Raw genomic sequence first — 23,378 nt, 5'->3', positions numbered from 1 at the left:
CCGTACGGCACGGATCACGCCCGTCGTCGTACCACTCGCAGCAACTCCGCGTTCTGCCCCCGCCGCGCCCAGGCGATCAGGGCGAGCGGGATGATCAGGATCAACGGTGTCGCCGCGTTCTCACCGTGGAACGCGGTCATCTGCACGACGAACGCACCCACCATCAGCGCACTGAGTGCCGTCGCCGCCACCGACTGCAGCAGCGGCACCAACAGCGCGACGGCACCGGCCAGTTCGAGCGCGCCGATGGTGTACATGGCCCCGCTGCCCCAGCCGATCTTGTCGAAGGACTCCACGGCCGACGGATGCGCGATCAGCTTGGGCAGCGCACTCGCGATGCCGTAGAACAGGGCGAGCAGCACCTGGAGGGCACGCAGCGCGATCCGGGCGCGGCGGCCGCGGGGGGTCGCGGACTCGGCGACGACGGTGCGGGAGTTCGCGGAGGCTACGGAAGCGGTGGTCTCGGACATGAGGTTCTCCTGTGGGGACGGTGGGAAGCGGTCCGTGTTGCTGTCACAGGGGTAGACCGGCCCTCGTCCTCGAACTCATCGCCGCCGCACGCGATTTCCTCCGCTAATCCGCTGTCTCTGCCTCCGCCACTGTCGCCGCCACCGCCCTCACCCATATCCGGTCCGGTGTCAGATAGCTGTCCACCTTCAGTCCCGCCTCCGCCAGCGCCTCCTCGAACTGGTCCTTCGTCAACGGCCGGGACAGGAACGTCTGGGTCCAGACCGCGTCCGGGAACACATACTCCGCACGCACCGAGTCGACCCCGTCCCCGACCGGCTCCGCCGACACCATCCGCACGGTGAAGCCACTGGGGTCGCCCCTCCCCCAGCCTCCGGCCGGGGGGACCCCCATCTCGCTTCGCTCGCGCGGCACGTTCGCGTGGAAGTCCTCGCCCTCCCGCTGGATCAGCACACAGCCGCCCGCCGCGACATGCCGTACGCAGGTCCGCAGCAGTCCGCGCCGTACCTCGACATCCCCGGCGTGCACCAGGAACGACGCGAGCAGCACCACGTCGAAGGTCTCTCCCAGATCGAGGTTCTCGATCGGGCCGCATATCGTGCGCGCGCCCCGGACCCGCTCCAGCATCTCGGCGGAGTCGTCGACCGCCGTGACCGTGAACCCGCGTTCCAGAAGGGGGTGGGTCATCCGTCCCACCCCGCTGCCCAGCTCCAGGATGCGCGCGCCGGCCGGCACGGCCGCCGTGATGATGTCCGGCTCCTCTCCCACGGGGAGCCGCGAGTACAGCTCCACCGCGCAGCCGTCCGGGGTGATCGCCCCGGGTCCTGTCCCTTCGTACCCCTCACGCATTTCGATTCGCATGCCCGTCCAACGGACCGCGTCCGCACGCCCGTTCCCGACTCGCACTGGTTCACCCGTACGAGTCAATTCCCTTCAGAGAGGCAACGGTTGGTCAGAGAGGCAACGGTTGGAGCGGGAACCACCCGTGCCCGATGTACCAGTGCCCGCCCGCCCGCAAGTGATCCCCGACGGCCTTCTCCACGGACGTACGCCGCGGCAGGCTCTCCACCGCCAGATCGGGATGGCCGAAGACGAACTGGACGGGCTCGGTGTCGGCCGGCTCCGTGTCCTCGCGGATCACTCGGAACCGTTCCTGGAAGCGGACGATGTTCGAGCCGGCGGAGAGGTACCGCTTCAACTGCGGGTCGAGCAGCCAGGAGTGGCAGGTCGCGACCTCGTGGTGTTCCTCGGGGAAGTGCCGGGCGAAGAACGCGCGGGCCAGCTCCAGCGAGCGATCGCACGCGGCCGGGGTGAGCGGCCCGGAGAAGTCGGGGATGTGCAGGTTCAGGCAGGGCGTCCCCGGCTCCGCGTCCAGCCCGGCCGCCGTGAGCGCCTGCGCGGTGCGTTCACCGAGCCGCGCCCGCTCGAACTGCAGCCGCCCCAGCTGGTACAGCTCGCCGCGGAAGTGCGGGACGAGCCACTGCGGGAACGGCAGCCCTCCCCCGCCGTACCGCTTGTGGTGCACCGCGATGTTGCGTCCCAGGTCGGCGAGGGTGCGCCGGGAGACATCGGCGGGGATGCCGCGTTCGCGGTGGTACGCGCGCGTGTAGGGCAGCGCGGCGACGAACACGTACACGGAGAAGTAGGCGCCCACCTCCGGCGGAGCCTCGGGCAGCCGTGCCAGGAACAGCTCGGTGAGCCGGGTCCAGTGGCCGTGCTCTCCGATGTCCTTCACCAGTTCGCCGACGCACTCCTCCAGGAGCCGCGTCGCGTCGGTGTCCCGCGTCAACACCCGGCGCAGTCGCACCAGTTCGTTGATGTCCTCATGGGGTACGGCGAGGTCGAGCAGGACCTCGGGCAGTTCGTCGGCGTCCGGCAGCACGGTGCGCTTTCCCTCCCTGTGGAGAACGTCCGAGCCGAAGAGTACGTTGCAAGGAGGAGTAGTGATCCTGATGCGTACAGGCAGTGAGCCGACGACAGCGCGCAGTCCGCTGCGGACGCGCTTCTGGCTGAGCGTGTGGGGACTGGTCTGGACGATCTTCGGCACGGTGGCGTTCGCGCTCACCGGTCGCCCCGGGTGGGCGGCGGCCTGCGCGGTGCTGTGGCTGATCGTCACGATCGACATGACCATGATCCTCAGACACATGCGCCAGGGCCCGCACTACCAGCCGGGCCCGGACGTCCCGCCGTACCGACCACCGGAACACCGCCGCCCCTGACCCACCGGGGGTGTGACCACAGGCGTACGCCTACGCGTCGAAGCGGGCCGCCTTCAGGTACTGCGGTTTGGGATCGAGCGCGGCGGCCAGCCGGAAGTGGCGTTTGGCCTGGTCGGCGCGGCCCTGTCGCTCGTAGGTGCGGGCGAGCGCGAAGTGCGCGAAGGCGTTGTCGGGCTCGCGCTCCAGGACGATGGTGAACTCCAGCTCGGCTGGGCGCAGTTGCGCGGCCGCGAAGAAGGCACGCGCGCGCAGCAGGCGCGCGGCGGTGTTCTCCGGGTGCGCGTCGATGACGCGGTCGAGCAGCTTCACCGCGCCCCGCGGGTCCCGCGCGTCGAGCAACTGCTCGGCGGCGCGGAAGTCGATGACATGCGTCTCCGGAGTACGTCCGGTCGTTCCGCTGTTCTCGGGCACGGCAAAGTCCTTCCCTCACTCGGACGTTTCAACGCCCGGAGGAACGACCGCTATTCCTGGGGTGGCTGCTGGGGCGCGTGCGCCCTGCGCACGAGTTCGGCCCACACGTCTCGTACGCGCCGCTCCAGCGCCTCCAGGGGGACGTCGTTGTCGATGACGATGTCCGCGATGGCGAGCCGCTTCTCGCGCGTCGCCTGGGCGGCCATACGCGCGCGTGCGTCGTCCTCGGTCATGCCCCGCAGCCGGACCAGCCGGTCGAGCTGGGTCTCGGGGCTCGCGTCGACGACGATCACCAGGTCGTACAGCGCGGCGAGGGCGTTCTCGGCGAGGAGGGGTACGTCGTGGATCACCACGGCGTCGTCGGCCGCGGCCGCTTCGAGCTCGCGGGACCGTCGGCCGACCAGGGGGTGCACGATCTCGTTGAGGACGGCCAGCTTCTCGGGGTCGGCGAAGACGATGGAGCCGAGCTTCGGCCGGTCCAGGCCGCCGTCCTCGCCGAGGACGTCCTCTCCGAAGGCCTCGACTACCGCCGCGAGCCCGGGAGTTCCGGGCGCGACGACCTCGCGCGCGATGCGGTCGGCGTCGATCAGCACGGCGCCGTACCCCACGAGCAGCCGCGACACTTCACTCTTACCGGCACCGATGCCCCCGGTGAGGCCGACCTTCAGCATGGACCGAAGCCTACGGCCTGTCACCGACAGGGCACGCGATGACCGTCGGCAACCGCCCGGGACCCGTCCGGCGGACAGGCCCTCAGGAACAGTCCGGCGGGCAGGCCTTAGTTGTCGCCCTCGCGCTCCGCCAGGAAGCGCTCGAACTCCTGCCCGATCTCGTCCGCCGACGGGATGTCGACCGGCTCGGCGAGCATGTTGCCGCGGCTCTCGGCGCCCGCGGCGGCGTCGTACTGGTGCTCCAGGCCCTGGACGAGCGCCACGAGCTCCTCGTCGCCCTCCTGGATCTGGCGGTCGATCTCGGTCTGGGTGCGGTGGGCCTCGGTGCGCAGGGAGTGCGCGATGCCCGGGAGGACCAGTCCGGTGCCCGCCGTGATGGCCTCCAGGACGGTCAGAGCGGCGTCCGGGTACGGGGAGCGGGCGATGTAGTGCGGAACGTGCGCGGCGACGCCCAGGACGTCGTGACCGGCCTCCATGAGGCGGTACTCGACGAGCGCCTCGGCGCTGCCGGGAACCTGCGCCTCGTCGAAGGGGCTGCGGTGCCCCGGGACGAGGTCGTTGCGGTTGCCGTGCGGGGTGACGCCGACGGGCCGGGTGTGCGGGACGCCCATGGGGATGCCGTGGAAGTTCACGGACAGCCGGACGCCGAGCCGCTCCACGATCTGCTGGACGGCCGCGGCGAAGCGCTCCCACTCCACGTCCGGCTCGGGGCCGGAGAGGAGCAGGAAGGGGGCTCCGGTGGCGTCCTGGACCAGTCGCACGTCGAGCGTGGGCTCCTCGTACTCGGTCCACCGGTCCCGCTTGAAGGTGAGCAGCGGGCGGCGGGCTCGGTAGTCGACGAGCCGGTCGTGGTCGAAACTAGCCACGAGCTGGTGGGGCAACGTATCGAGCAGACGTTCGACGATCTGGTCGCCTGTCTCGCCCGCGTCGATGTATCCGTCGAAGTGGTAGAGCATGACAAGACCGGCCGACTCCTGTGCGAGCGCCATGTCGACGACTGCCAGGCCCTTCGGCTCCCATGCGTACAAACCCTGCGGATCAAGCACAGTGACCGCTCCTCCTCGTGTTCGTACTGCACAACGCCCTCCAGGGCATGGGCATTCCCGCCCATGCCCCTGATCAGGCACCTCTTACTGGCTTTTCATGCGCCACTCCCCTGTGTCACCGGGAGAGCGTCCACGTCACGAGGACAGCACGCGCGCGTGGATTGCGGTCACGGCCTTTCGGGCGGAGGAGAACGCGCCGTGCTGCCAGGCGTCGGTGTAGCTGAGCCAGTCGCCGGCGAAGTAGACACGTCCGGTGGGGTCGTTGAGCGGCTTGTAGCGGGCGTCGTCGGGGCCACCGGGGGTGTCGTGCCACGCGGCCTCCAGGTGGGGCGTCTGACGCCAGTGGTGGGAGAAGGACGATGCCAGCTCGCTGCGGTACTTCTCCCCGTAGATCTTCACACCCACGGCCACCGCCCGCTCTTCCCGCCCCTTGGGGGTGAGCTTCGCGTAGGAGTCCGCGTCGTCGTCGTAGTTGTAGTACCCGATGAGGACGCCCCGCTCACCGTGGAAGCCGTAGGAAGGGTGCCATATGTGGGTGACGTCCTGGTCGGTCTCGGTGATACCGCCGTAGATCCGGTGATCCAGCTCCCACCAGCGGGACTTGTACTCCAGGCCGATCTTCGCGGCGGACGACGGGGTGATCGCCTCCAGTGCGGTCTGGACGCCGGTGCCGAGGTTGTGCGGGATCTTGGCGAGGATGTTGGGCGGCAGGGCGCCGACGCAGTAGTCGGCCTCGACGACCCTGGTACGGCCGCCCTGGGTGTAGGTGACCGAAACACCACTCCCCTTGTCGCTGATTTTCGATACGGCCGCCCCGGTACGGATGCGGTGCGCGCCGATCGCCCGGGTGAGGGCCTTCGGTATCTGGTCCATGCCGCCGACCGGCTGGAACATCAACATGGCCTGGTCGAAGCCGAATTCGAAGGAGAAGTAGCGGCCGACACCGCTGGCGAAGACCTCGGAGGCGGTGGGTACGTCCCCGAGCAGCACACCAGGAGTACCCGCGGCGGCCGGGACGGTCGAGTACCCGCGGAAATCACCGCCCTTGTAGTCCAGCGTGTCGCCGAGCTCGCCCCAGCCCTTGAGGAACTCGACGAGCCTCTCCTGGTCGGTGGCGGTCAACTCCTTGTCCAGGGCGCCCTTGTCGGTGGCCTTGGCAAGCAACTCCGAGACGTAGCCGTAGACATCGGCCTTGGCGGTGCGGTAGCGCTCGGGCTTGGTCATGCCGGTGGACTCGTTGTAGATGTACGCGTCCGCGTTGACGTTGGTGAACACCTGGATGGGGACGCCGAGTTCACGGCAGTAGTCGAGGGTGACCATCCACTGCGGGATCCGCGCGGGACCGCAGTTCATGTAGTGGCCGTCGGCGAAACGGGCGGTCTGCCGGTTGCCGTAGAGGTCGGTCGTCGTGTCGCCGCCGCGGACGGTGAAGTTACGGCCACCGGTACGGTCCCTGGCCTCCAGGACCGTACAGTCGTAGCCGGCCTTGCCGAGTTCGTACGCCGTGGTCAGTCCGGCGATGCCACCGCCGACGATGACGACCTTGGCCGCGCCGCGTCCGGTGAGGTTGAAGTCGCCGGCGCTCAGCGCGCGGAAGGGCTGTTCCCGCTGGGCGGCCTGCGCGGTGGGGGCGAGCCCGAGGGCCCCCATGGTGGCGAACATGGTGCCCGCGCCACCGGTGAGACCCACGTTGCGCAGAAAAGCACGTCGGCTCTGGTTCCTTGCCATGGTCCGGCTCCCCTCTCCGATCATGAATGACCGAGGAAGCCTCCCAACGACCCGTTACGGCCTGGCAGTTACTGATGTATCTCGCACGTTTCTACAAGGCCGGGGGAAAGCGCCCCTCAGGGGCGCGGGGAACTGCGCGCTCAACCCCCACCGGCCCGCAGTCGCGGCACGACCGGCCGCACACATGGCTGAGGGACCGCACCTCGAAAGGTACGGCCCCTCAGTTCAAGAGCTACTGCTCAGTGATCAGCTCTGGCCGCCGGCCAGCTTCTCACGCAGGGCAGCGAGCGCCTCGTCGGACGCCAGCGCACCGGAGGTGTCCGCACCCTCGGAGGAGTACGAACCGCCGCCGCCACCGCCACCGCCGCCACCGGCCGCGGCCGGAGCCGCACCCGCCGTGTCGACACCCTCGGCCGCCGCCTGGGCGTCGGCCTCGCGGGACTTGATGACCTGCGCCTGGTGCTGCTCGAAGCGCTGCTGCGCCTCGGCGTACTGGGTCTCCCACACCTCACGCTGGGACTCGAAGCCCTCGAGCCAGTCGTTGGTCTCGGGGTCGAAGCCCTCGGGGTAGATGTAGTTGCCCTGGTCGTCGTACGACGCGGCCATGCCGTACAGCGTCGGGTCGAAGTCGACCGTGGCCGGGTCGGCACCGAAGGCCTCGTTGGCCTGCTTCAGCGAGAGGCTGATGCGACGGCGCTCGAGGTCGATGTCGATGACCTTGACGAAGATCTCGTCGTTGACCTGGACGACCTGCTCCGGGATCTCCACGTGGCGCTCGGCCAGCTCGGAGATGTGCACCAGACCCTCGATGCCCTCGTCCACGCGGACGAACGCACCGAACGGAACCAGCTTCGTGACCTTTCCGGGCACGACCTGGCCGATCTGGTGGGTGCGGGCGAACTGCTGCCACGGGTCTTCCTGGGTCGCCTTCAGCGACAGGGAGACGCGCTCGCGGTCCATGTCGACGTCGAGGACCTCGACGGTGACTTCCTGGCCGACCTCGACAACCTCGGAGGGGTGGTCGATGTGCTTCCAGGACAGCTCGGAGACGTGGACCAGACCGTCGACGCCACCCAGGTCCACGAAGGCACCGAAGTTGACGATCGAAGAGACCACACCGGAGCGGACCTGACCCTTCTGGAGGGTCGTGAGGAACGTCTGGCGCACCTCGGACTGGGTCTGCTCCAGCCAGGCACGGCGGGACAGGACCACGTTGTTGCGGTTCTTGTCCAGCTCGATGATCTTGGCCTCGAGCTCCTTGCCCACGTAGGGCTGGAGGTCGCGGACGCGGCGCATCTCGACGAGGGAGGCCGGCAGGAAGCCACGGAGGCCGATGTCGAGGATGAGACCACCCTTGACGACCTCGATGACGGTACCGGTGACGATGCCGTCCTCTTCCTTGATCTTCTCGATGGTGCCCCACGCGCGCTCGTACTGTGCGCGCTTCTTCGAGAGGATCAGGCGGCCTTCCTTGTCCTCCTTCTGGAGAACAAGGGCTTCGATCTCGTCGCCGACCTTGACGACCTCGTTCGGGTCGACGTCGTGCTTGATCGAGAGCTCGCGGCTCGGGATGACACCTTCGGTCTTGTAACCGATGTCGAGGAGAACCTCGTCCCGGTCAACCTTGACGATGACGCCATCGACGATGTCACCATCGTTGAAGTACTTGATCGTCTCATCGATAGCGGCGAGGAATGCTTCCTCGTCACCGATGTCGTTGACCGCAACCTGCGGGGTGGTGGCGGTGGTCTCGGTGCTGCTCGTCATGTGGGAAAGGGCTCCGGTACGGACATTGAAGTCGTAGGTACTGCTCACGCCGAGAGCCGTTTTCGCTTCGCTCTGCAGAAGGGCCGGACAGCCAAGGAAGCGCCGGTCCGGAACACCAGGTGTCCGGTGGCGCCTCGAAAACCGAGGGGTCATACATACAGATGCGAGCGCAACCTGCTACGTCTGAGGTGCGCAGGCCCGCAGCGCAACTTGTAGCATACGGGGGCAGCCAGGCAGGGTCAATGCGCGAAGGCGCACACCCGGGGCGGATCGCCGCATACCCGGCACAAAACGTGTCCCGCGAGGCCACGCAGGCCTGAACCACCCCTTTAGTGACGCCGCCGGGGACAGCCGCACCGTAGAGGTGACGGAAGAGTACGACGAGGGAGCCGATCATCCAAGAGCCCGATACGTTCGAACCGGAGGCCACCCGCCGTGACGCCGACATCACCGAGAGTTCCCGGGCCAACCGGGGTTGGTGGGACCGGAACGCGGACGACTACCAGGTCGAACACGGCACGTTCCTCGGCGACGACCGCTTCGTGTGGGGCCCCGAGGGCCTCGACGAGGTGGAGGCCGAGCTCCTCGGCCCGCCCGAGGAACTGAAGGGCAAGGACGTCCTGGAGATCGGCGCCGGCGCGGCCCAGTGCTCGCGCTGGCTGACCGCCCAGGGCGCCCGCCCGGTGGCCCTGGACCTCTCCCACCGCCAGCTCCAGCACGCGCTGCGGATCGGCGGATCGTTCCCTCTGGTGTGCGCCGACGCCGGTGCGCTGCCCTTCGCGGACGCCTCCTTCGACCTGGCCTGCTCGGCGTACGGGGCGCTGCCGTTCGTCGCCGACCCGGTGCTGGTGCTGCGCGAGGTGCGCCGGGTGCTGCGGCCCGGCGGCCGGTTCGTCTTCTCGACCACGCACCCGATCCGCTGGGCGTTCCCCGACGAGCCCGGCCCCGAGGGACTGACGGTCTCCGCCTCCTACTTCGACCGCACGCCGTACGTCGAGCAGGACGACGACGGCCGCGCGATCTACGTAGAACACCACCGCACCCTCGGCGACCGCGTCCGGGACATCTCGGCGGCGGGACTGCGTCTGGTGGACCTCGTCGAGCCGGAGTGGCCGTCCTGGAACACCGCCGAGTGGGGCGGCTGGTCGCCCCTGCGCGGCAATCTCATCCCGGGGACGTCGATCTTCGTGTGCGAGCGCGACCGCGAGAACGTCTGAGGGACTGACGGAGCGCGGGCACGCGCGCGTAGAGGTCGTTCCGCACGGCGTACGACACTGGGGGCGTGATCCGCTACGACGCCCTCGACGCGCTGCCCGTCCGCAGTGCCCTGCCCGGACTTGACGCCGCCCTGGAGGCGGGCGGTGCAGCCGTACTCGTCGCGCCGCCCGGCACCGGCAAGACGACGCTGGTGCCGCTCGCGCTGGCCGGGCTGCTCGGTGAGGGGCCCGCGCGGCGGGTGGTCGTCGCCGAGCCGCGGCGGATCGCGGCGCGGGCGGCGGCCCGGCGCATGGCATGGCTGCTGGGCGAGAAGGTCGGCGAGAGCATCGGGTACACCGTGCGCGGCGAGCGGGTCGTCGGACGGCACGCACGCGTGGAGGTCGTCACGACCGGAGTGCTGCTCCAACGGCTGCAACGCGACCAGGAGTTGACCGGCGTCGACGCCGTGATCCTGGACGAGTGCCACGAACGGCACCTGGACGCGGACACGGTGGCCGCCTTCCTGGTCGACGTACGGGAGGCCCTGCGGCCCGAGTTGCGGCTGGTCGCGGCGTCCGCGACCACCGACGCGCAGGGCTGGGCCCGGCTGCTGGGCGATGCGCCGGTGGTCGAGGCGGAGGGTGTCGCGTACCCGGTGGAGGTCGTCTGGACCCCGCCGCCACGTCCCGTACGGCCGCCGCACGGGATGCGCGTGGACCCGGCACTGCTCACGCACGTGGCGTCGACGGTACGGCGGGCGCTGGGCGAGCGGGACGGGGACGTGCTGTGTTTTCTGCCCGGGGTCGGGGAGATCTCGCGCGTGGCCGGGCAGTTGGGCGACCTGGGCGGGGCCGAGGTGCTCCAGGTGCACGGGCGGGCGCCGGCCGCCGTACAGGACGCGGTGCTGTCCCCGGGGGCGCGGCGGCGGGTGGTGCTCGCGACGTCCGTGGCGGAGTCTTCGCTGACGATTCCCGGTGTACGGGTGGTCGTCGACTCGGGGTTGGCACGGGAGCCGCGGGTCGATCACGCGCGCGGGCTGAGCGCGTTGGCGACGGTACGGGCGTCGCAGGCGGCCGGGCGGCAGCGGGCGGGGCGGGCCGGGCGTGAGGCACCGGGGGCGGTGTACCGCTGCTGGGCAGAGGCCGAGGACGCTCGTCTGCCGCGTTTCCCGGCGCCGGAGATCAAGGTGGCCGATCTGACGGCGTTCGCCCTTCAGGCGGCGTGCTGGGGGGATCCTGGGGCGTCCGGGCTGGCGTTGCTGGACGCGCCTCCCTCCGGGGCGATGGCGGCGGCGCGGGGTGTTCTGACGGCGGTGGGTGCCGTCGACTCGGGTGGGCGGGCTACGTCACGGGGTGCGCAGTTGGCTCGGCTGGGTCTGCATCCCCGGCTGGGGCGGGCGTTGTTGGACTCGGGTCCGGCCGGCGCCGAGGTTGTCGCGCTGCTCAGTGAGGAGGCGCCGCGGGCTTACGGGGATGATCTTGCCGGGGCTTTGCGGAGTGCCCGGCGTGGAGGGGACGCCTATGCCGGGCGGTGGCGTGCGGAGGTTCGGCGGCTGCGGGCCGTGGTAGGGGAGATCTCCCACCCACCCACCCGTTACGGCCCCCTAAAAGCGGACGTCACAGGCGATGACTCTCTCGCCGGACTCGTCGCCGCCCTCGCCTACCCCGAACGTGTCGCCAAAGCCGACGGCGGTTCCTATCTCCTCGTCTCCGGCACCCGTGCCGAAGTCGGCGACGCCAGCGCTCTTCGCGGGGCGCCCTGGATCGCGGTCGCCGTGGCCGACCGGCCGATCGGCAAAGGGCACGCACGCGTGCAGTTGGGGGCCGTTGTCGACGAGGACGCCGCCCGGTTCGCGGCCGGGGCGCTGCTCAGCGAGGTGGACGAGGTCCACTGGGCCGGCGGCGACGTGGTGGCCCGGCGCGTCGAGCGGCTCGGGGCCGTCGAGTTGACGGTGCGGCCTCTGAAGGACGCCGACCCCGTTGCCGTACGGGATGCGCTTGTCGATGGGCTGCGGCAGGAGGGGTTCGGGCTGTTGCGGTGGTCCGCCGATGCCCAAGTGCTGCGGCAGCGGCTGGCGTTCCTGCGTCTGCATGTCGGGGAGCCCTGGCCCGATGTGTCCGACGACGCGTTGCACGCGCGTGTGGAGGAGTGGTTGGAACCGGAGTTGGGGCGGGCGCGGCGGCGGGGGGATCTGGGGCGGATCGACGCGGGGCAGGGGCTGCGGCGGTTGCTGCCGTGGGCCTCGGGGGATGCGGGGCGGTTGGACGAGTTGGCGCCGGAGCGGTTCCTCGTGCCGAGCGGGTCCAGGATACGGATCGACTACGCCAACCCCGAACAGCCCGTGCTCGCCGTCAAGTTGCAGGAGATGTTCGGACTTCACGAGTCGCCGACCGTCGCCGGGGTGCCCGTGCTCGTGCATCTCCTCTCCCCCGCCGGACGGCCCGCCGCCGTGACCGCCGATCTCGCTTCCTTCTGGAAGGACGGCTACAAGGGCGTGCGGGCCGAGTTGCGGGGGCGGTACCCGAAGCACCCGTGGCCCGAGGATCCGGCCGCCGCCGAGGCCACGCGGTTCACGAACGCGCGGCTCAGGCGTTGACCGGTTCCGGTTCCTGGACCTCGGTGGGGGCGGGGTCGCCGGGGCGCCTGCTGCGGGCCTCCAGGTAGAGGGAGAGGGCCAGCAGGAGGAGGCCGAGGGTCAGAAAGCCCCAGGGGAGGTAGGAGACCATCAGCAGGACGAGGGTGCGGTTGGACTTCACCAGGGCGACGGTGTGCTTGATGTAGTCCTCGCGCATCTTCACGTCGCCGGCGAACGCCGTCACCTTGTCCCGGCCGCCCAGGAGGGTGCCGCCGCGCAGTTCCTCCTTGTGGAGTTCCTCGCCGTAGACCGGTGCTCCGGTGACGGGTTCGACCCAGAACTTGCGGACCGTGGTGTACCAGCGGGTGGTGCCCGTCTTGGCGACGGACTCCGGGGTGATGCCCTTGACGGGCATCGTCTTGGGGAAGGGGACCTTGGTCCAGGGGATGGTCTGCTCGAAGTAGTAGACCTTGACGCCGCGGAAGTTCTCGGTGCCCTTGTAGTGGATGGGGTTGGTGGTGCGGGTCTGCGCGTCGAAGTACTCGTAGTCCCGTTTCTGCGTCAGGAACGGCCACTTGAACTCGATGCCGTCCCGTTTCACCGGGTCGCCGTCGACCATCTCACCGGTGGCGTGGACGGGGTCCTGGGTGTGCGCGTCGAAGATGTAGCGCTCGGGGATCGAGGAGACCATCTTGCCGTCGGGGCCCTGGACGTAGGACAGGCCGTCCCAGACGACGACGTCCCGGCCCGCGGTCTTGTCGATCTTCTTGGCGGCCTCCACGTTGCCCTTGAGGGTCTGCACGATGGTGACCTTGGGGACCGTCTTGGCCCGCATGGTGCCGTAGTCGAGGAGGGTGGCGTTCTTCGCCTCCAGGACCATGTCCTGGTACTGGTTCGCCGGGATCTTGGCCAGGCGCGGGAAGGCGTACCAGCGCAGCAGCGGGGACAGTGCCGTGAAGAACACGGCGAGGGCGAGCAGGATCAGGCTGGCCTTGCGGCGCATCTCGGCCTCCTTCCCTGGCGGTTGACCGCGTGCGTAAAGGCTTGCGCAAACGCTTGCGCAAGCGTTTACGGGTGCGCGGGCACCGTCGTCAGCAGCGGTTTCGGGGAGGTCCTGCCCATCGGTGAGCCCATCGCGGTGATGGTCAGGACCAGCGCGAACGCGAGCACGAGTCCGGTCGCGGCGGCGATCAGGGCACGCATGCCGGCCTCCCGACAGACAGGAACTGATAGGTCGTCAGGTCCGGCACCGTAGCAACGCACGGGCGAGATGAGAACACGTTGCACACACACGACGAGGGCGCCCGCCCGCCGTAGCGGAGGGGCGCCCTCGTCGTGCGCTCGTGCGGCCTTGCGGCCGTGCGGTCCTGCGGGTCGTTACGCGCTCGGCGATGCGGACGGGCTCGGGCTCGGACTGGCCGAGGAGGTGTCGGCCGCCGCCACGGTCAGTTCGACCGTGAGGGTCGCGCCGCCCGTGGTGGTGATCCGGAGCAGGAAGGTGCCGGTGGTGTCGTCGGCGTACAGCTTCGGCAGCTTCAGGAGGCCGTCGGCGTCCGTGGCCAGGCCCGTGAGGGTGCGCACGGTCTTGCCGTCCGCGTCCTTGAAGTAGGGGCCCTTGTCGTTCTCGGTGGCGTCGTCGGCCGCCTTGATGAGGGTCGCGGTGGCGGCGACCTTGTCGGCGACCGCGCCGTTCTCCGTGGCCTTCACCTCGACCTGGTCGGCGAACTCGCCGCCCGGGGTGCAGGTCAGCGCGGTGGTGCTGGTGCGGGCGAGGGTGTCGGCGACGCGGGGCGTGACGCTGGCCGTGTAGTCGAGACCGGCGATCGTACGGCCCACGACGGTCGCGCGGACGGTGAAGTCACCCGTCGTCTCGCCGGCTTGCAGGGCCGGGGCGACGGCCACACCGGAGGCGTTGGTGGTGACCGTGGCGACCTTCTCGCCGCCGGTGAACGTGGCGTCCGTGGTCCCGACGATCGTGAACCGGATCCTGACCTTGGCGACGGCCTTGCCGGCCGAGGTCTTGGCACTGGTGCTGATCTTCTTGCTGAACTGGTCGCCCGCGATCGCCGTGAGCTTCGCCGTGCCCGCGTCCGCCAGCTTGGCCACCGTGTCGGTGGGGGTCGGCGTGGGAGTGGGCGTCGGAGTCGGAGTCGGGCTGGCCGGCGCGGTGGGGCTCGTGCTGCCACCCGGAGTCGGGTCCGGGCTCGGCGACGAGGTCGCCGGAGTCGTCTTCGAGGGCGCGGGTGTAGGCGTGGGGTTGGCCCCGGAGCCGTCGTCGCTGCGACCCGACGGCAGCGTGCCCGTGCCGTCCGGGACCGAGTGGGTGCCCTTGCGGTAGTACTCCAGCCAGGACAGGACCGTGTTCAGGTAGTCCGTCGAGTTGTTGTAGCTGAGGATCGCGCTGCGCAGGCCCGCGTCGGTCGACAGGTTCCAGTCGTTGCGGCACAGGTAGTGGCCGGCGGCGAGCGCGGCGTCGTAGACGTTGTTGGGGTCCTTCTTGCCGTCGCCGTTGCCGTCGCGGCCCGCCCAGGCCCAGGTGGACGGAATGAACTGCATGGGTCCGACGGCCTGGTCGTACGCGCTGTTCCCGTCGTACGCGCCGTTGTCGGTGTCCCGGATGAGCGCGAAGCCGTTGCCGTCGAGCGCGGGGCCCAGGATCCGTGAGGTCGTGGTGCCGGCGGCGTCGACCTGGCCGCCGCGGGCCTGGCCCGACTCGACCTTGCCGATGGCGGCGAGGAGTTGCCAGGGCAGGTTGCAGCCGGGCTTGGACGCGGCGAGTTCGGTCTCGGCCTTCTTGTAGGCGTCGAGGATGGTCGCCGGGATACCGGCCTCGGCCTCGCCCACCGAGACCGGGGTCCCTATGGACGGCGACTGGCTGTCGCTCGGGCTCGGGTTGGGGCTGCTCAGGGGCGGGAGGTCCGTGTAGTACGGGGAGTCTCCGGTGGCGCTGTGGTCGGTGCTCCCGTCGGGCGTCGCCTGGCCGGCGGCGGTGGGTCTGTCGCTGCCGGTCACCGCCGGAGCCTGGGACGCGGACAGTGCCGCGACCGCTGCCGCGGCCACCGCCGTCGTCGCCGCACCCTTGCGCAGCCGCCTGCCGAAATGCGCCGTCATGGAGTGAACCCCTCCCAGGGACGCCCGAGCGCCCGTCCTTGTCTGTTGCCTCTGCGCCTGTTGTGACGATCGACCCGCCTCGCGGGTTGCCCTCGTGGTGCTTTTCGGATGGTGTGTACTTCTGTTCCGGTGCGTCTGCCCGTCCGCGCTCCCCCGCGCGGCGGCCCAGGCGACCCTACGACAACTTGCTTTGCACGGGCACCCGTTCGTGACCGTTATTCACCGCTTGGCCATATGCCGACGTCTCCTACGGGGAGCCCCGTTGCCGTTCACTTTGAGTCATGCCGCCGCCGTACTGCCCGCCGTGCGCGGCGACGGAAGGGGGCGCGGCCGCCTCGTACCGGCGGTGCTGGTGGCGGGTTCCTTCGCCCCCGACATGACGTACTACGCGGCGAGTGCGGTACCCGGGGCGATGGAGTTCGGGAACGTCACGCACTCCTTCCCGGGCGTCCTCACCGTCGACGTCCTCATCACATGGGCGACGGTCGGCCTGTGGCTGCTCCTGCGCGAACCCCTGGTGGCCCTGCTGCCGCGCGCCCGGCAGCCCCGGACGGCGACCCTGTTGCACTTCGGCACCCCACGCGCGCGTGCGACCCCGTCGCTGGCGGTGTGGTGGTACGTCTCCGCGGTGCTCGGCGGCCTGACCCACGTCGTGTGGGACGCGTTCACCCACCACGACCGGTGGGGCGTACGGCTGTTCCCCGTCCTCGACCGGGAGCTGGGCGGCAGGCCACTGTTCACGTCCCTGCAGTACGGCACTTCGGCGCTCGGCGCGCTGCTGATCACCGCGTTCGTGGTGCGTGCGCTACGACGGGTTCCGGCCACCGAGCCGGTGGGAGTGCCCGTGCTGTCGGTACGGGACCGGTGGGCGGCCGGGATCGTCCTCGCCGGCTGCGCGCTCGCCGCGGCGGCGGAACGGGCGTCGACCTGGTGGGCCTACTGGGGCTCGACGGCGACCCCCTGGGACCTGATCCCGACCCTGTGCTTCGGCGCGGGGGCGGGGCTGGTGCTGGGCGTGCTGTTGTACGCCGTCGGCGTCCGCGTGTGGCGTCCGGCTGAGACCGGGGTGCCTGGCGCCCCCGGCGGCCCGGGGGAGGTCAGCGCGGAGCGGAGCCGTCCGGCGGGGTCGCGATGAACACCGTCATGGTGTGCGCGGAGGGTGACCTCGGGAGTTTGGTGAGGACGAGGTCCAGGTAGCTGCGGCCCAGGTCGGCCCAGAGACGCCAGACGGGGGTGCCGGTGGGGGTGGTGGCGGGCCCCTGGGGATGTCTTGCTTGTTCCCGCGGGTCTACGTCCGTGTCGTCCCGGAACGTGAACCGGCGCCGGAGGCCTGCGGCCGTGTGCTGGACGGCCATCGCGAGGTCGGCGGGGATGCGGGCGGTGCTTGCGCCGACCGCGAAGGCCGGGACCGGCGGTCGGGGCGCACCCTGCGCGGCAGCGGCACCCGCTGCCTGCATCTGAGTCCGCATCCGACCCGTCCGGCGATGGAGCATGCGTATACCCATGCCCGCATCCTTACGGTCGCCGGGGGCAGGGGGCGCCTTCGCGGGGGCCACGCGGGTGACGGGCCCTCCGGGGGTCGGGCGGGGTTGTGCGGGGGGTCTGTGGCCGGGAGTGGGTGTGTGCCGGGCGGTGGGGGCGGTGAGGTGCGGGTGCCCTGCGGGCGGCCCGGGAGGGGTGGGCGGTGTACGGACTGGGGTGGAAAGCAGTACGAGTGCCCTGCGGGCGGCCCAGGAGGGGCGGGCGGTGTACCGACTGGGGTGGGAAGCAGTACAGGTGCCCTGCGGGCGGCCCAGGAGGGGCAGGGCTGAGTTCGGCACCGCCGGGATGGGCCGTGGTGAGTCCTCGCCGTTGCGGCGGGAATTTCGTGCGGGTCGGGTCGAAGAGCGGGGGCGGTTCGGAACTGGCCGAGCGCCCACCCCCAGCCGGAACCCCCCGTCACCCACCACCCCAACCGTGACGCTCCGCCGCCCACCACGCCCATCGTGACGCTCAGCCACCCACCACCCCAACCGGGGTTCCCCGTCACCCACCACCCCGGCCAGGACTCCCCGCCGCCCGCCACGCCCATCGTGACGCTCAGCCATCCGCCACCCCAGCCATGACTCCCACGCAGCCCACCGCCCCGGCCCAACCACGCCCCCTCCGCCCAACCGCCGGAGGCTCTAGTGTGCAGCCGACTCCCAGTCCCGCCCGACCCCCACCGAGACGTCCAACGGCGCCCGGAGATGCACCGCGCCGGCCATCGCGCGGCGGACGAGTTCCTCCGTGGCCGCCCGTTCACCGGGGGCGATCTCCAGGACGATTTCGTCGTGGACCTGGAGGAGCATGCGGGACTTGAGGTCGGCCTCGCGCAGGGCGGTGTCGACCTTGAGCATGGCCATCTTGACGATGTCCGCCGCGGTGCCCTGGATCGGGGCGTTCAGCGCCATGCGCTCGGCGGCCTCGCGGCGCTGGCGGTTGTCGCTGTTGAGGTCCGGGAGGTAGCGGCGGCGGCCGAAGAGGGTCGCCGTGTAGCCCGTCGCCCGTGCCTCGTCGACCGCTCGGCGCAGATAGTCCCGTACACCGCCGAAGCGCTCGAAGTACGTGTCCATCAGGACCCGTGCCTCGCCCGCGTCGATGTTCAGCTGCTGGGAGAGACCGAAGGCCGACAGCCCGTAGGCGAGGCCGTACGACATCGCCTTGATCTTGCGGCGCATCTCCGCGTCGACCGCGGAACCCTCGACCGAGAACACCTGGGAGGCGACCGTGGTGTGCAGGTCCTCGCCCGAGGTGAACGCCTCCAACAGGCCCTCGTCCTCGGAGAGATGGGCCATCACGCGCAACTCGATCTGGCTGTAGTCGGCCGTCATCAGGGACTCGAAGCCCTCGCCCACCACGAAGCCCCGGCGGATCGCCCTGCCCTCGTCCGTGCGGACCGGGATGTTCTGCAGGTTCGGGTCCGTCGAGGAGAGACGGCCCGTCGCCGCCACCGTCTGGTTGAACGTGGTGTGGATGCGGCCGTCCGTCGCGATCGTCTTGATCAGGCCCTCTACGGTGACGCGCAGCTTCGCCTGTTCGCGGTGGCGGAGCATGATGACCGGCAGTTCGTTCTCGGTCTGGTTGGCCAGCCAGGCCAGGGCGTCCGCGTCGGTCGTGTAGCCGGTCTTCGTCTTCTTGGTCTTGGGCAGGCCGAGTTCGCCGAAGAGGACTTCCTGGAGCTGCTTGGGCGAGCCGAGGTTGAACTCGTGCCCGGCCGCCGCGTGCGCCTCCTTCACCGCCTGCTGCACGGCGCCGGCGAACATCTGCTCCATGGCTTCCAGGTGCGCCTTGTCGGCCGCGATGCCGGACCGCTCCAGGCGGGCCAGCAGGATCGAGGTGGGCAGCTCCATGTCACGGAGCAGGTCCGCCGCGCCGACCTCCTGGAGGCGCTCCCCGAAGGCGTCCCCCAGGTCGAGGATCGCGCGGGCCTGCACCATCAGGGCGTCCGCCTCGGCACCGTCGTCCGCGCCGAAGGCCAACTGGCCGTCGGCCGTGGCGGCGGGGGCGAGTTCGCGGCCGAGGTACTCCAGGGACAGCGCGTCCAGGTCGAAGGAGCGGCGGCCGGGCTTGACCAGGTAGGCGGCGAGCGCGGTGTCCATGGAGATACCGGCGATCGTCCAGCCGTGCTCGGCGAAGACCCGCATCGCGCCCTTGGCGTTGTGGAACACCTTGGGGCGGTCGGCGTCGGACAGCCAGGCCGCGAACGCGTTCTCGTCGCTCTCGTCCAGCTCGGCGGGGTCGAACCAGGCGGCCGCTCCCCCGGCGGTGGCGAGCGCGACCTCGGTCACCGAGCCGGAGCCGAGCGCCCAGGTGTCGACGGTGGCGACGCCGAGGGGCTCGGTGCCGTAGTCGGCGAGCCAGCCCGTCAGTTCGCCGGTGCCGAGGACCGCGCCGTCGACCGCCACACCGCTCTCGGCGGGCGGGGTCGCGTCGGCCTCCTCGTTGCCCGGGTCGACGGCCAGCAGGCGCTCGCGCAGCGAGGGGTTACGGATCTCCAGGGTGTCGAGAACCATCGCGAGGGCCGTGCGGTCGTACGGAGCGCGCTCCAGGTCGATCACCGTCTTGGGCAGCTCGACGTCCTTGACCATCTCGGTCAGCCGGCGGTTGAGCTTGACGGCGTCCAGGTGGTCGCGGAGGTTCTGCCCGGCCTTGCCCTTGACCTCGTCGACGCGCTCCACCAGCTCGGTGAACGAACCGAACTGGTTGATCCACTTCGCGGCGGTCTTCTCGCCGACGCCCGGGATGCCCGGGAGGTTGTCGGACGGGTCGCCGCGCAGCGCCGCGAAGTCGGGGTACTGGGCGGGCGTCAACCCGTACTTCTCGACGACCTTCTCCGGAGTGAACCGGGTCAGCTCGGAGACGCCCTTCGTCGGGTAGAGCACGGTGGTGTGCTCGGACACGAGCTGGAAGGAGTCGCGGTCGCCGGTGACGATCAGCACGTCGAAGCCCTCGGCCTCGGCCTGGGTGGCGAGCGTGGCGATGACGTCGTCGGCCTCGAAGCCGTCGACCGCGAACCGGGACACGTGCATCGTGTCGAGCAGCTCGCCGATCAGCTCGACCTGGCCCTTGAACTCGTCCGGGGTCTTGGAGCGGTTCGCCTTGTACTCGGTGAACTCCTCGGAGCGCCAGGTCTTTCGGGACACGTCGAAGGCCACCGCGAAGTGCGTGGGCGCCTCGTCACGCAGGGTGTTGGCCAGCATCGACGCGAAGCCGTAGATCGCGTTCGTCGGCTGGCCCGTCGCGGTCGTGAAGTTCTCCGCGGGCAGCGCGAAGAACGCGCGGTAGGCCAGCGAGTGCCCGTCCATCAGCATCAGCCGTGGACGGTCTCCGCCGGAGGTCTTGTCGGTCTTCTTCGATGCTGTCTCTGCCACGACCCCGATCCTGCCACGCCCCACTGACAGTCGGGACGCACGGCCACCGCGACGGAGGGACGGAAACGAGCGGAGGGCGCGCCACGGACGTTGTCGGTGGCGCGTGCGAGGATCGGCGATGTAGTGCACATGTGCCAGCGAAGGAGGGCCCGCGATGGCCACGAAGCCGCCCAAGGGTGATCCGGTCCAGGACGCCCCGCAGGTCACCGAGCCGAAGCACGCCGCGGCCGGACTTCCGGCGATCGGGCACACGTTGCGCATCGCGCAGCAGCAGATGGGTGTGAAGCGCACCGCGTTGACGCTGCTGCGGGTCAATCAGAAGGACGGCTTCGACTGCCCGGGCTGCGCCTGGCCGGAGCCGGACCACCGGCACGCGGCGGAGTTCTGTGAGAACGGCGCGAAGGCGGTCGCCGAGGAGGCCACCCTGCGCCGGGTCACCCCCGAGTTCTTCGCGGCCCATCCGGTCGCCGATCTCGCGACCCGCAGCGGGTACTGGCTGGGCCAGCAGGGCCGACTCACGCACCCCATGTATCTCCCCGAAGGGGCCGAGCGCTACGAACCGGTCTCCTGGGAGCGCGCCTTCGACATCGTCGCGGAGGAGATCGCCGCCCTCGGCTCCCCCGACGAGGCGCTCTTCTACACCTCGGGCCGCACCAGCAACGAGGCCGCGTTCCTGTACCAGTTGTTCGCCCGTGAGCTGGGCACCAACAACCTGCCGGACTGCTCGAACATGTGCCACGAGTCGTCGGGTTCCGCGCTGAACGAGACGATCGGCATCGGCAAGGGCAGCGTCCTGCTGGAGGACCTCTACCAGGCCGATCTGATCGTCGTCGCCGGCCAGAACCCGGGCACCAACCACCCGCGCATGCTCTCCGCCCTGGAGAAGGCCAAGGCCAACGGCGCGAAGATCATCAGCGTCAACCCGCTGCCCGAGGCGGGCCTGGAGAAGTTCAAGAACCCGCAGACCCCGCAGGGCATGCTCAAGGGCGCCGCCCTCACCGACCTGTTCCTACAGATCCGCATCGGCGGCGACCAGGCCCTCTTCCGCCTCCTCAACAAGCTCATCCTTGAGACGGAGGGTGCCGTCGACACGGAGTTCGTGGACGAACACACCCACGGCTACGAGGAGTTCGCCGCCACCGCGCGCGAAGCCGACTGGGACGAGACGCTCCTCGCCACCGGCCTGACCCGCCCGGAGATCGAGAAGGCCCTGGAGATGGCCCTCGCCTCCGAGCGCACCATCGTGTGCTGGGCGATGGGCCTCACCCAGCACAAGCACGCCGTCCCGACCATCCGCGAGGTCGTCAACTTCCTTCTGCTGCGCGGCAACATCGGCCGCCCCGGCGCGGGCGTGTGCCCCGTGCGCGGCCACAGCAACGTCCAGGGCGACCGCACCATGGGCATCTTCGAGCGTCCCGCACCCGCCTTCCTGGACGCCCTGGAGAAGGAGTTCGGCTTCGCCCCGCCGCGCGAGCACGGCTACGACGTCGTCGCCGCGATCCGCGCCCTGCGCGACGGCGACGCGAAGGTCTTCTTCGCCATGGGCGGCAACTTCGTGTCCGCCTCCCCCGACACCGAGGTCACCGAAGCCGCCATGCGGCGCGCCAGCCTCACCGTGCACGTGTCGACGAAGCTCAACCGCTCGCACGCCGTCACGGGCGCGCGTGCCCTCATCCTGCCCACCCTGGGACGCACCGAGCGCGATCTCCAGGGCGGCGGCGAGCAGTTCGTGACCGTCGAGGACTCCATGGGCATGGTGCACGCCTCACGCGGCCGCCTGGAGCCCGCGAGCGCCGACCTGCTGTCCGAGCCGGCCATCGTGTGCCGCCTCGCCCGCCGCGTCCTGGGCGACGCATCCCGCACGTGCTGGGAGGAGTTCGAGAAGGACTACGCGACGATCCGCGACCGCATCGCGCGCGTGATCCCCGGCTTCGAGGACTTCAACGCGCGCGTGACCGGTTCTGCTGGTCGCCCTGGCGGCTTCGCCCTCCCGCACGCCCCGCGCGACGAACGCCGCTTCCCCACCGCCACCGGCAAGGCCAACTTCACCGCAGCGCCCGTCGAATACCCCGAACTCCCCGAAGGCCGCCTGCTGTTGCAGACGCTGCGCTCGCACGACCAGTACAACACCACGATCTACGGCCTCGACGACCGCTACCGGGGGATCAAGAACGGCCGCCGGGTCGTCATGGTCCACCCCGACGACGCCGCCCGGCTGGGCATCGCCGACGGGTCGTACGTCGATCTCGTCGGCGAGTGGAAGGACGGCGTGGAGCGGCGGGCGCCCGGTTTCCGGGTCGTGCACTATCCGACCGCGCGGGGCTGTGCCGCCGCCTACTACCCCGAGACCAACGTCCTGGTCCCCCTGGACGCCACCGCCGACACCAGCAACACCCCGGCCAGCAAGTCCGTCGTCGTACGTCTGGAACAATCGGCCACCGACTGAGCGTTCGCTCAGCCGTCAGTCAGGTCCACCAGCCAGACGCAGGACGAACGGAGTCGGCCCCATGGGCGAGCAGCAGCACGGGAAGTTCCCGCAGGACGTCATCGACGAGTACTCGGCACTCGGCATCGACCTGGTCGCCCTCTTCTCCGCGGGGCACCTCGGCACCCGGATGGGCGTGGAGATCGTCGAGGCGTCCGCCGAGCGCGTCGTCGGCACCATGCCGGTCGAGGGCAACACACAGCCGTACGGACTGCTGCACGGGGGCGCGTCCGCGGTCCTGGCGGAGACCCTCGGCTCGCTGGGGTCCATGCTGCACGGCGGCAGCACGAAGATCGCCGTCGGCGTCGACCTGAACTGCACCCACCACCGCGGCGCCCGCTCCGGCCTCGTGACCGGCGTCGCCACCCCCGTCCACCGGGGCCGCTCGACGGCGACGTACGAGATCGTGATCAGTGACGAGGACGGGCGACGCGTGTGCACCGCACGGCTGACCTGCATGCTGCGGGACGTGAAGCCGGGCGACGGAATCCCCGCACACACCGCGAACTGATCGCGCGCACCGCGAACGGACCACACCCGTCACACACCGACCCCGAACCCCCCACCAACTCCCCCCGGACAGGGGCGCGTCCACCGCACCCCCGTCTTCCACACCCCCGTCCGCTCCCCTACCGTTCCCCCATGAGGCTGTCGGCATGAGCGGTATCGGGCCCGTCGAATCCGTCGACTCGCCGGAGAGGGACGGGAGCTACGAAGTCATCGGCGGCGACTCGCCCCGCCTGACCGACCGTTGGCACACCATCCCGAAGCGCACCCAAACGGACTTGCTCGAAAACACAACAGACAC

General features: G+C 70.3%; 19 protein-coding genes. 6 read left to right on the top strand and 13 right to left on the bottom strand.

The window, feature by feature from the left end:
• Positions 1-14 precede the first annotated feature (14 nt).
• From ACFWP5_RS19070 to ACFWP5_RS19060, 3 genes are all read right to left on the bottom strand, one after another.
• Positions 15-470 carry a DoxX family protein gene (locus ACFWP5_RS19070; protein WP_384157349.1) on the bottom strand — a complete coding sequence of 152 codons (456 nt, stop codon included), beginning with the start codon at positions 468-470 and terminating at the stop codon, positions 15-17.
• 103 nt (positions 471-573) lie between these two features.
• On the bottom strand, positions 574-1,329 hold the full coding sequence (locus tag ACFWP5_RS19065; protein WP_384157346.1) for a class I SAM-dependent methyltransferase: 756 nt from the start codon (positions 1,327-1,329) through the stop codon (positions 574-576).
• A gap of 91 nt (positions 1,330-1,420) precedes the next feature.
• A complete protein-coding gene (locus ACFWP5_RS19060; protein WP_384157343.1) occupies positions 1,421-2,350 on the bottom strand; it encodes an acyltransferase domain-containing protein in 930 nt (309 codons plus the stop codon).
• A 70-nt stretch (positions 2,351-2,420) separates the two neighbouring features.
• Between ACFWP5_RS19060 and ACFWP5_RS19055 the strand changes: the two genes are divergently transcribed.
• Positions 2,421-2,687: a DUF6343 family protein gene (locus ACFWP5_RS19055; RefSeq protein WP_384157340.1), complete on the top strand. Its 267-nt coding sequence runs from the start codon at positions 2,421-2,423 to the stop codon at positions 2,685-2,687.
• Positions 2,688-2,717: 30 nt separating this feature from the next.
• On the opposite strand, the gene ACFWP5_RS19050 is transcribed toward ACFWP5_RS19055, so the two are convergent.
• From ACFWP5_RS19050 to rpsA, 5 genes are all read right to left on the bottom strand, one after another.
• Entirely contained in the window at positions 2,718-3,098 is a 381-nt protein-coding gene (locus ACFWP5_RS19050) for a tetratricopeptide repeat protein (protein ID WP_384157337.1), read from the bottom strand.
• A 50-nt stretch (positions 3,099-3,148) separates the two neighbouring features.
• Entirely contained in the window at positions 3,149-3,769 is a 621-nt protein-coding gene (gene coaE, locus ACFWP5_RS19045; protein WP_384157334.1) for a dephospho-CoA kinase, read from the bottom strand.
• A 107-nt stretch (positions 3,770-3,876) separates the two neighbouring features.
• A complete protein-coding gene (locus ACFWP5_RS19040; protein ID WP_384157331.1) occupies positions 3,877-4,815 on the bottom strand; it encodes a PAC2 family protein in 939 nt (312 codons plus the stop codon).
• Between the two features lie 135 nt (positions 4,816-4,950).
• A complete protein-coding gene (locus ACFWP5_RS19035; protein WP_384157420.1) occupies positions 4,951-6,477 on the bottom strand; it encodes a flavin monoamine oxidase family protein in 1,527 nt (508 codons plus the stop codon).
• Between the two features lie 312 nt (positions 6,478-6,789).
• Positions 6,790-8,310 (bottom strand): 30S ribosomal protein S1, encoded by a 1,521-nt coding sequence (gene rpsA / locus ACFWP5_RS19030; RefSeq protein WP_384157329.1) that lies wholly within the window; start codon positions 8,308-8,310, stop codon positions 6,790-6,792.
• A 395-nt stretch (positions 8,311-8,705) separates the two neighbouring features.
• Here rpsA and ACFWP5_RS19025 point away from each other — a divergent pair, with 395 nt between their 5' ends.
• Positions 8,706-9,527 (top strand): class I SAM-dependent methyltransferase, encoded by an 822-nt coding sequence (locus ACFWP5_RS19025; RefSeq protein ID WP_384157417.1) that lies wholly within the window; start codon positions 8,706-8,708, stop codon positions 9,525-9,527.
• Between the two features lie 65 nt (positions 9,528-9,592).
• The gene (gene hrpB, locus ACFWP5_RS19020; protein WP_384157327.1) at positions 9,593-12,103 is read left to right on the top strand and encodes an ATP-dependent helicase HrpB; all 2,511 of its coding nucleotides are present in this window, start codon (positions 9,593-9,595) and stop codon (positions 12,101-12,103) included.
• Here the strand turns inward: hrpB and ACFWP5_RS19015 are convergent.
• The 3 genes from ACFWP5_RS19015 to ACFWP5_RS19005 form a co-directional block, all read right to left on the bottom strand.
• Positions 12,093-13,085: a DUF3068 domain-containing protein gene (locus ACFWP5_RS19015; protein ID WP_384157324.1), complete on the bottom strand. Its 993-nt coding sequence runs from the start codon at positions 13,083-13,085 to the stop codon at positions 12,093-12,095. The genes hrpB and ACFWP5_RS19015 overlap by 11 nt on opposite strands.
• A 65-nt stretch (positions 13,086-13,150) precedes the next feature.
• Complete coding sequence (locus tag ACFWP5_RS19010; protein ID WP_266767643.1) at positions 13,151-13,285, bottom strand: SPW_0924 family protein; 135 nt, start codon at positions 13,283-13,285, stop codon at positions 13,151-13,153.
• A 174-nt stretch (positions 13,286-13,459) separates the two neighbouring features.
• Entirely contained in the window at positions 13,460-15,193 is a 1,734-nt protein-coding gene (locus ACFWP5_RS19005; RefSeq protein ID WP_384157320.1) for a lytic transglycosylase domain-containing protein, read from the bottom strand.
• Positions 15,194-15,455: 262 nt separating this feature from the next.
• Between ACFWP5_RS19005 and ACFWP5_RS19000 the strand changes: the two genes are divergently transcribed.
• Entirely contained in the window at positions 15,456-16,328 is an 873-nt protein-coding gene (locus tag ACFWP5_RS19000) for a DUF4184 family protein (RefSeq protein WP_384157317.1), read from the top strand.
• Here the strand turns inward: ACFWP5_RS19000 and ACFWP5_RS18995 are convergent.
• A complete protein-coding gene (locus tag ACFWP5_RS18995; RefSeq protein WP_384157315.1) occupies positions 16,291-16,698 on the bottom strand; it encodes a hypothetical protein in 408 nt (135 codons plus the stop codon). The genes ACFWP5_RS19000 and ACFWP5_RS18995 overlap by 38 nt on opposite strands.
• A gap of 660 nt (positions 16,699-17,358) precedes the next feature.
• Positions 17,359-20,085: a DNA polymerase I gene (gene polA / locus ACFWP5_RS18990; RefSeq protein WP_384157312.1), complete on the bottom strand. Its 2,727-nt coding sequence runs from the start codon at positions 20,083-20,085 to the stop codon at positions 17,359-17,361.
• 154 nt (positions 20,086-20,239) lie between these two features.
• On the opposite strand from polA, the gene ACFWP5_RS18985 reads away from it, so the two are divergent.
• Both ACFWP5_RS18985 and ACFWP5_RS18980 read left to right on the top strand, forming a co-directional pair.
• Entirely contained in the window at positions 20,240-22,531 is a 2,292-nt protein-coding gene (locus tag ACFWP5_RS18985) for an FdhF/YdeP family oxidoreductase (RefSeq protein ID WP_384157309.1), read from the top strand.
• A 61-nt stretch (positions 22,532-22,592) separates the two neighbouring features.
• Positions 22,593-23,081, top strand: coding sequence for a PaaI family thioesterase (locus tag ACFWP5_RS18980; protein ID WP_384157306.1), 489 nt, complete (start codon positions 22,593-22,595; stop codon positions 23,079-23,081).
• Positions 23,082-23,378: the final 297 nt, after the last annotated feature.

Source organism: Streptomyces sp. NPDC058469, assembly GCF_042721125.1.
Taxonomy (GTDB): Bacteria; Actinomycetota; Actinomycetes; order Streptomycetales; family Streptomycetaceae; genus Streptomyces.
The sequence above is the reverse complement of the archived record's forward strand: the minus strand, read 5'-3'. Positions and strand labels throughout refer to the sequence as shown.

Bases quoted from the DNA above. Each gene is read 5' to 3' on its own strand.
- ACFWP5_RS19070 (WP_384157349.1), bottom strand. From the start codon at position 470: ATGTCCGAGACCACCGCTTCCGTAGCCTCCGCGAACTCCCGCACCGTC.
- ACFWP5_RS19065 (WP_384157346.1), bottom strand. From the start codon at position 1,329: ATGCGAATCGAAATGCGTGAGGGGTACGAAGGGACAGGACCCGGGGCG.
- ACFWP5_RS19055 (WP_384157340.1), top strand. From the start codon at position 2,421: ATGCGTACAGGCAGTGAGCCGACGACAGCGCGCAGTCCGCTGCGGACG.
- coaE (WP_384157334.1), bottom strand. From the start codon at position 3,769: ATGCTGAAGGTCGGCCTCACCGGGGGCATCGGTGCCGGTAAGAGTGAA.
- ACFWP5_RS19035 (WP_384157420.1), bottom strand. From the start codon at position 6,477: ATGTTCGCCACCATGGGGGCCCTCGGGCTCGCCCCCACCGCGCAGGCC.
- rpsA (WP_384157329.1), bottom strand. From the start codon at position 8,310: ATGACGAGCAGCACCGAGACCACCGCCACCACCCCGCAGGTTGCGGTC.
- ACFWP5_RS19015 (WP_384157324.1), bottom strand. From the start codon at position 13,085: ATGCGCCGCAAGGCCAGCCTGATCCTGCTCGCCCTCGCCGTGTTCTTC.
- ACFWP5_RS19010 (WP_266767643.1), bottom strand. From the start codon at position 13,285: ATGCGTGCCCTGATCGCCGCCGCGACCGGACTCGTGCTCGCGTTCGCG.
- ACFWP5_RS19005 (WP_384157320.1), bottom strand. From the start codon at position 15,193: ATGACGGCGCATTTCGGCAGGCGGCTGCGCAAGGGTGCGGCGACGACG.
- ACFWP5_RS18995 (WP_384157315.1), bottom strand. From the start codon at position 16,698: ATGGGTATACGCATGCTCCATCGCCGGACGGGTCGGATGCGGACTCAG.
- ACFWP5_RS18985 (WP_384157309.1), top strand. From the start codon at position 20,240: ATGGCCACGAAGCCGCCCAAGGGTGATCCGGTCCAGGACGCCCCGCAG.
- ACFWP5_RS18980 (WP_384157306.1), top strand. From the start codon at position 22,593: ATGGGCGAGCAGCAGCACGGGAAGTTCCCGCAGGACGTCATCGACGAG.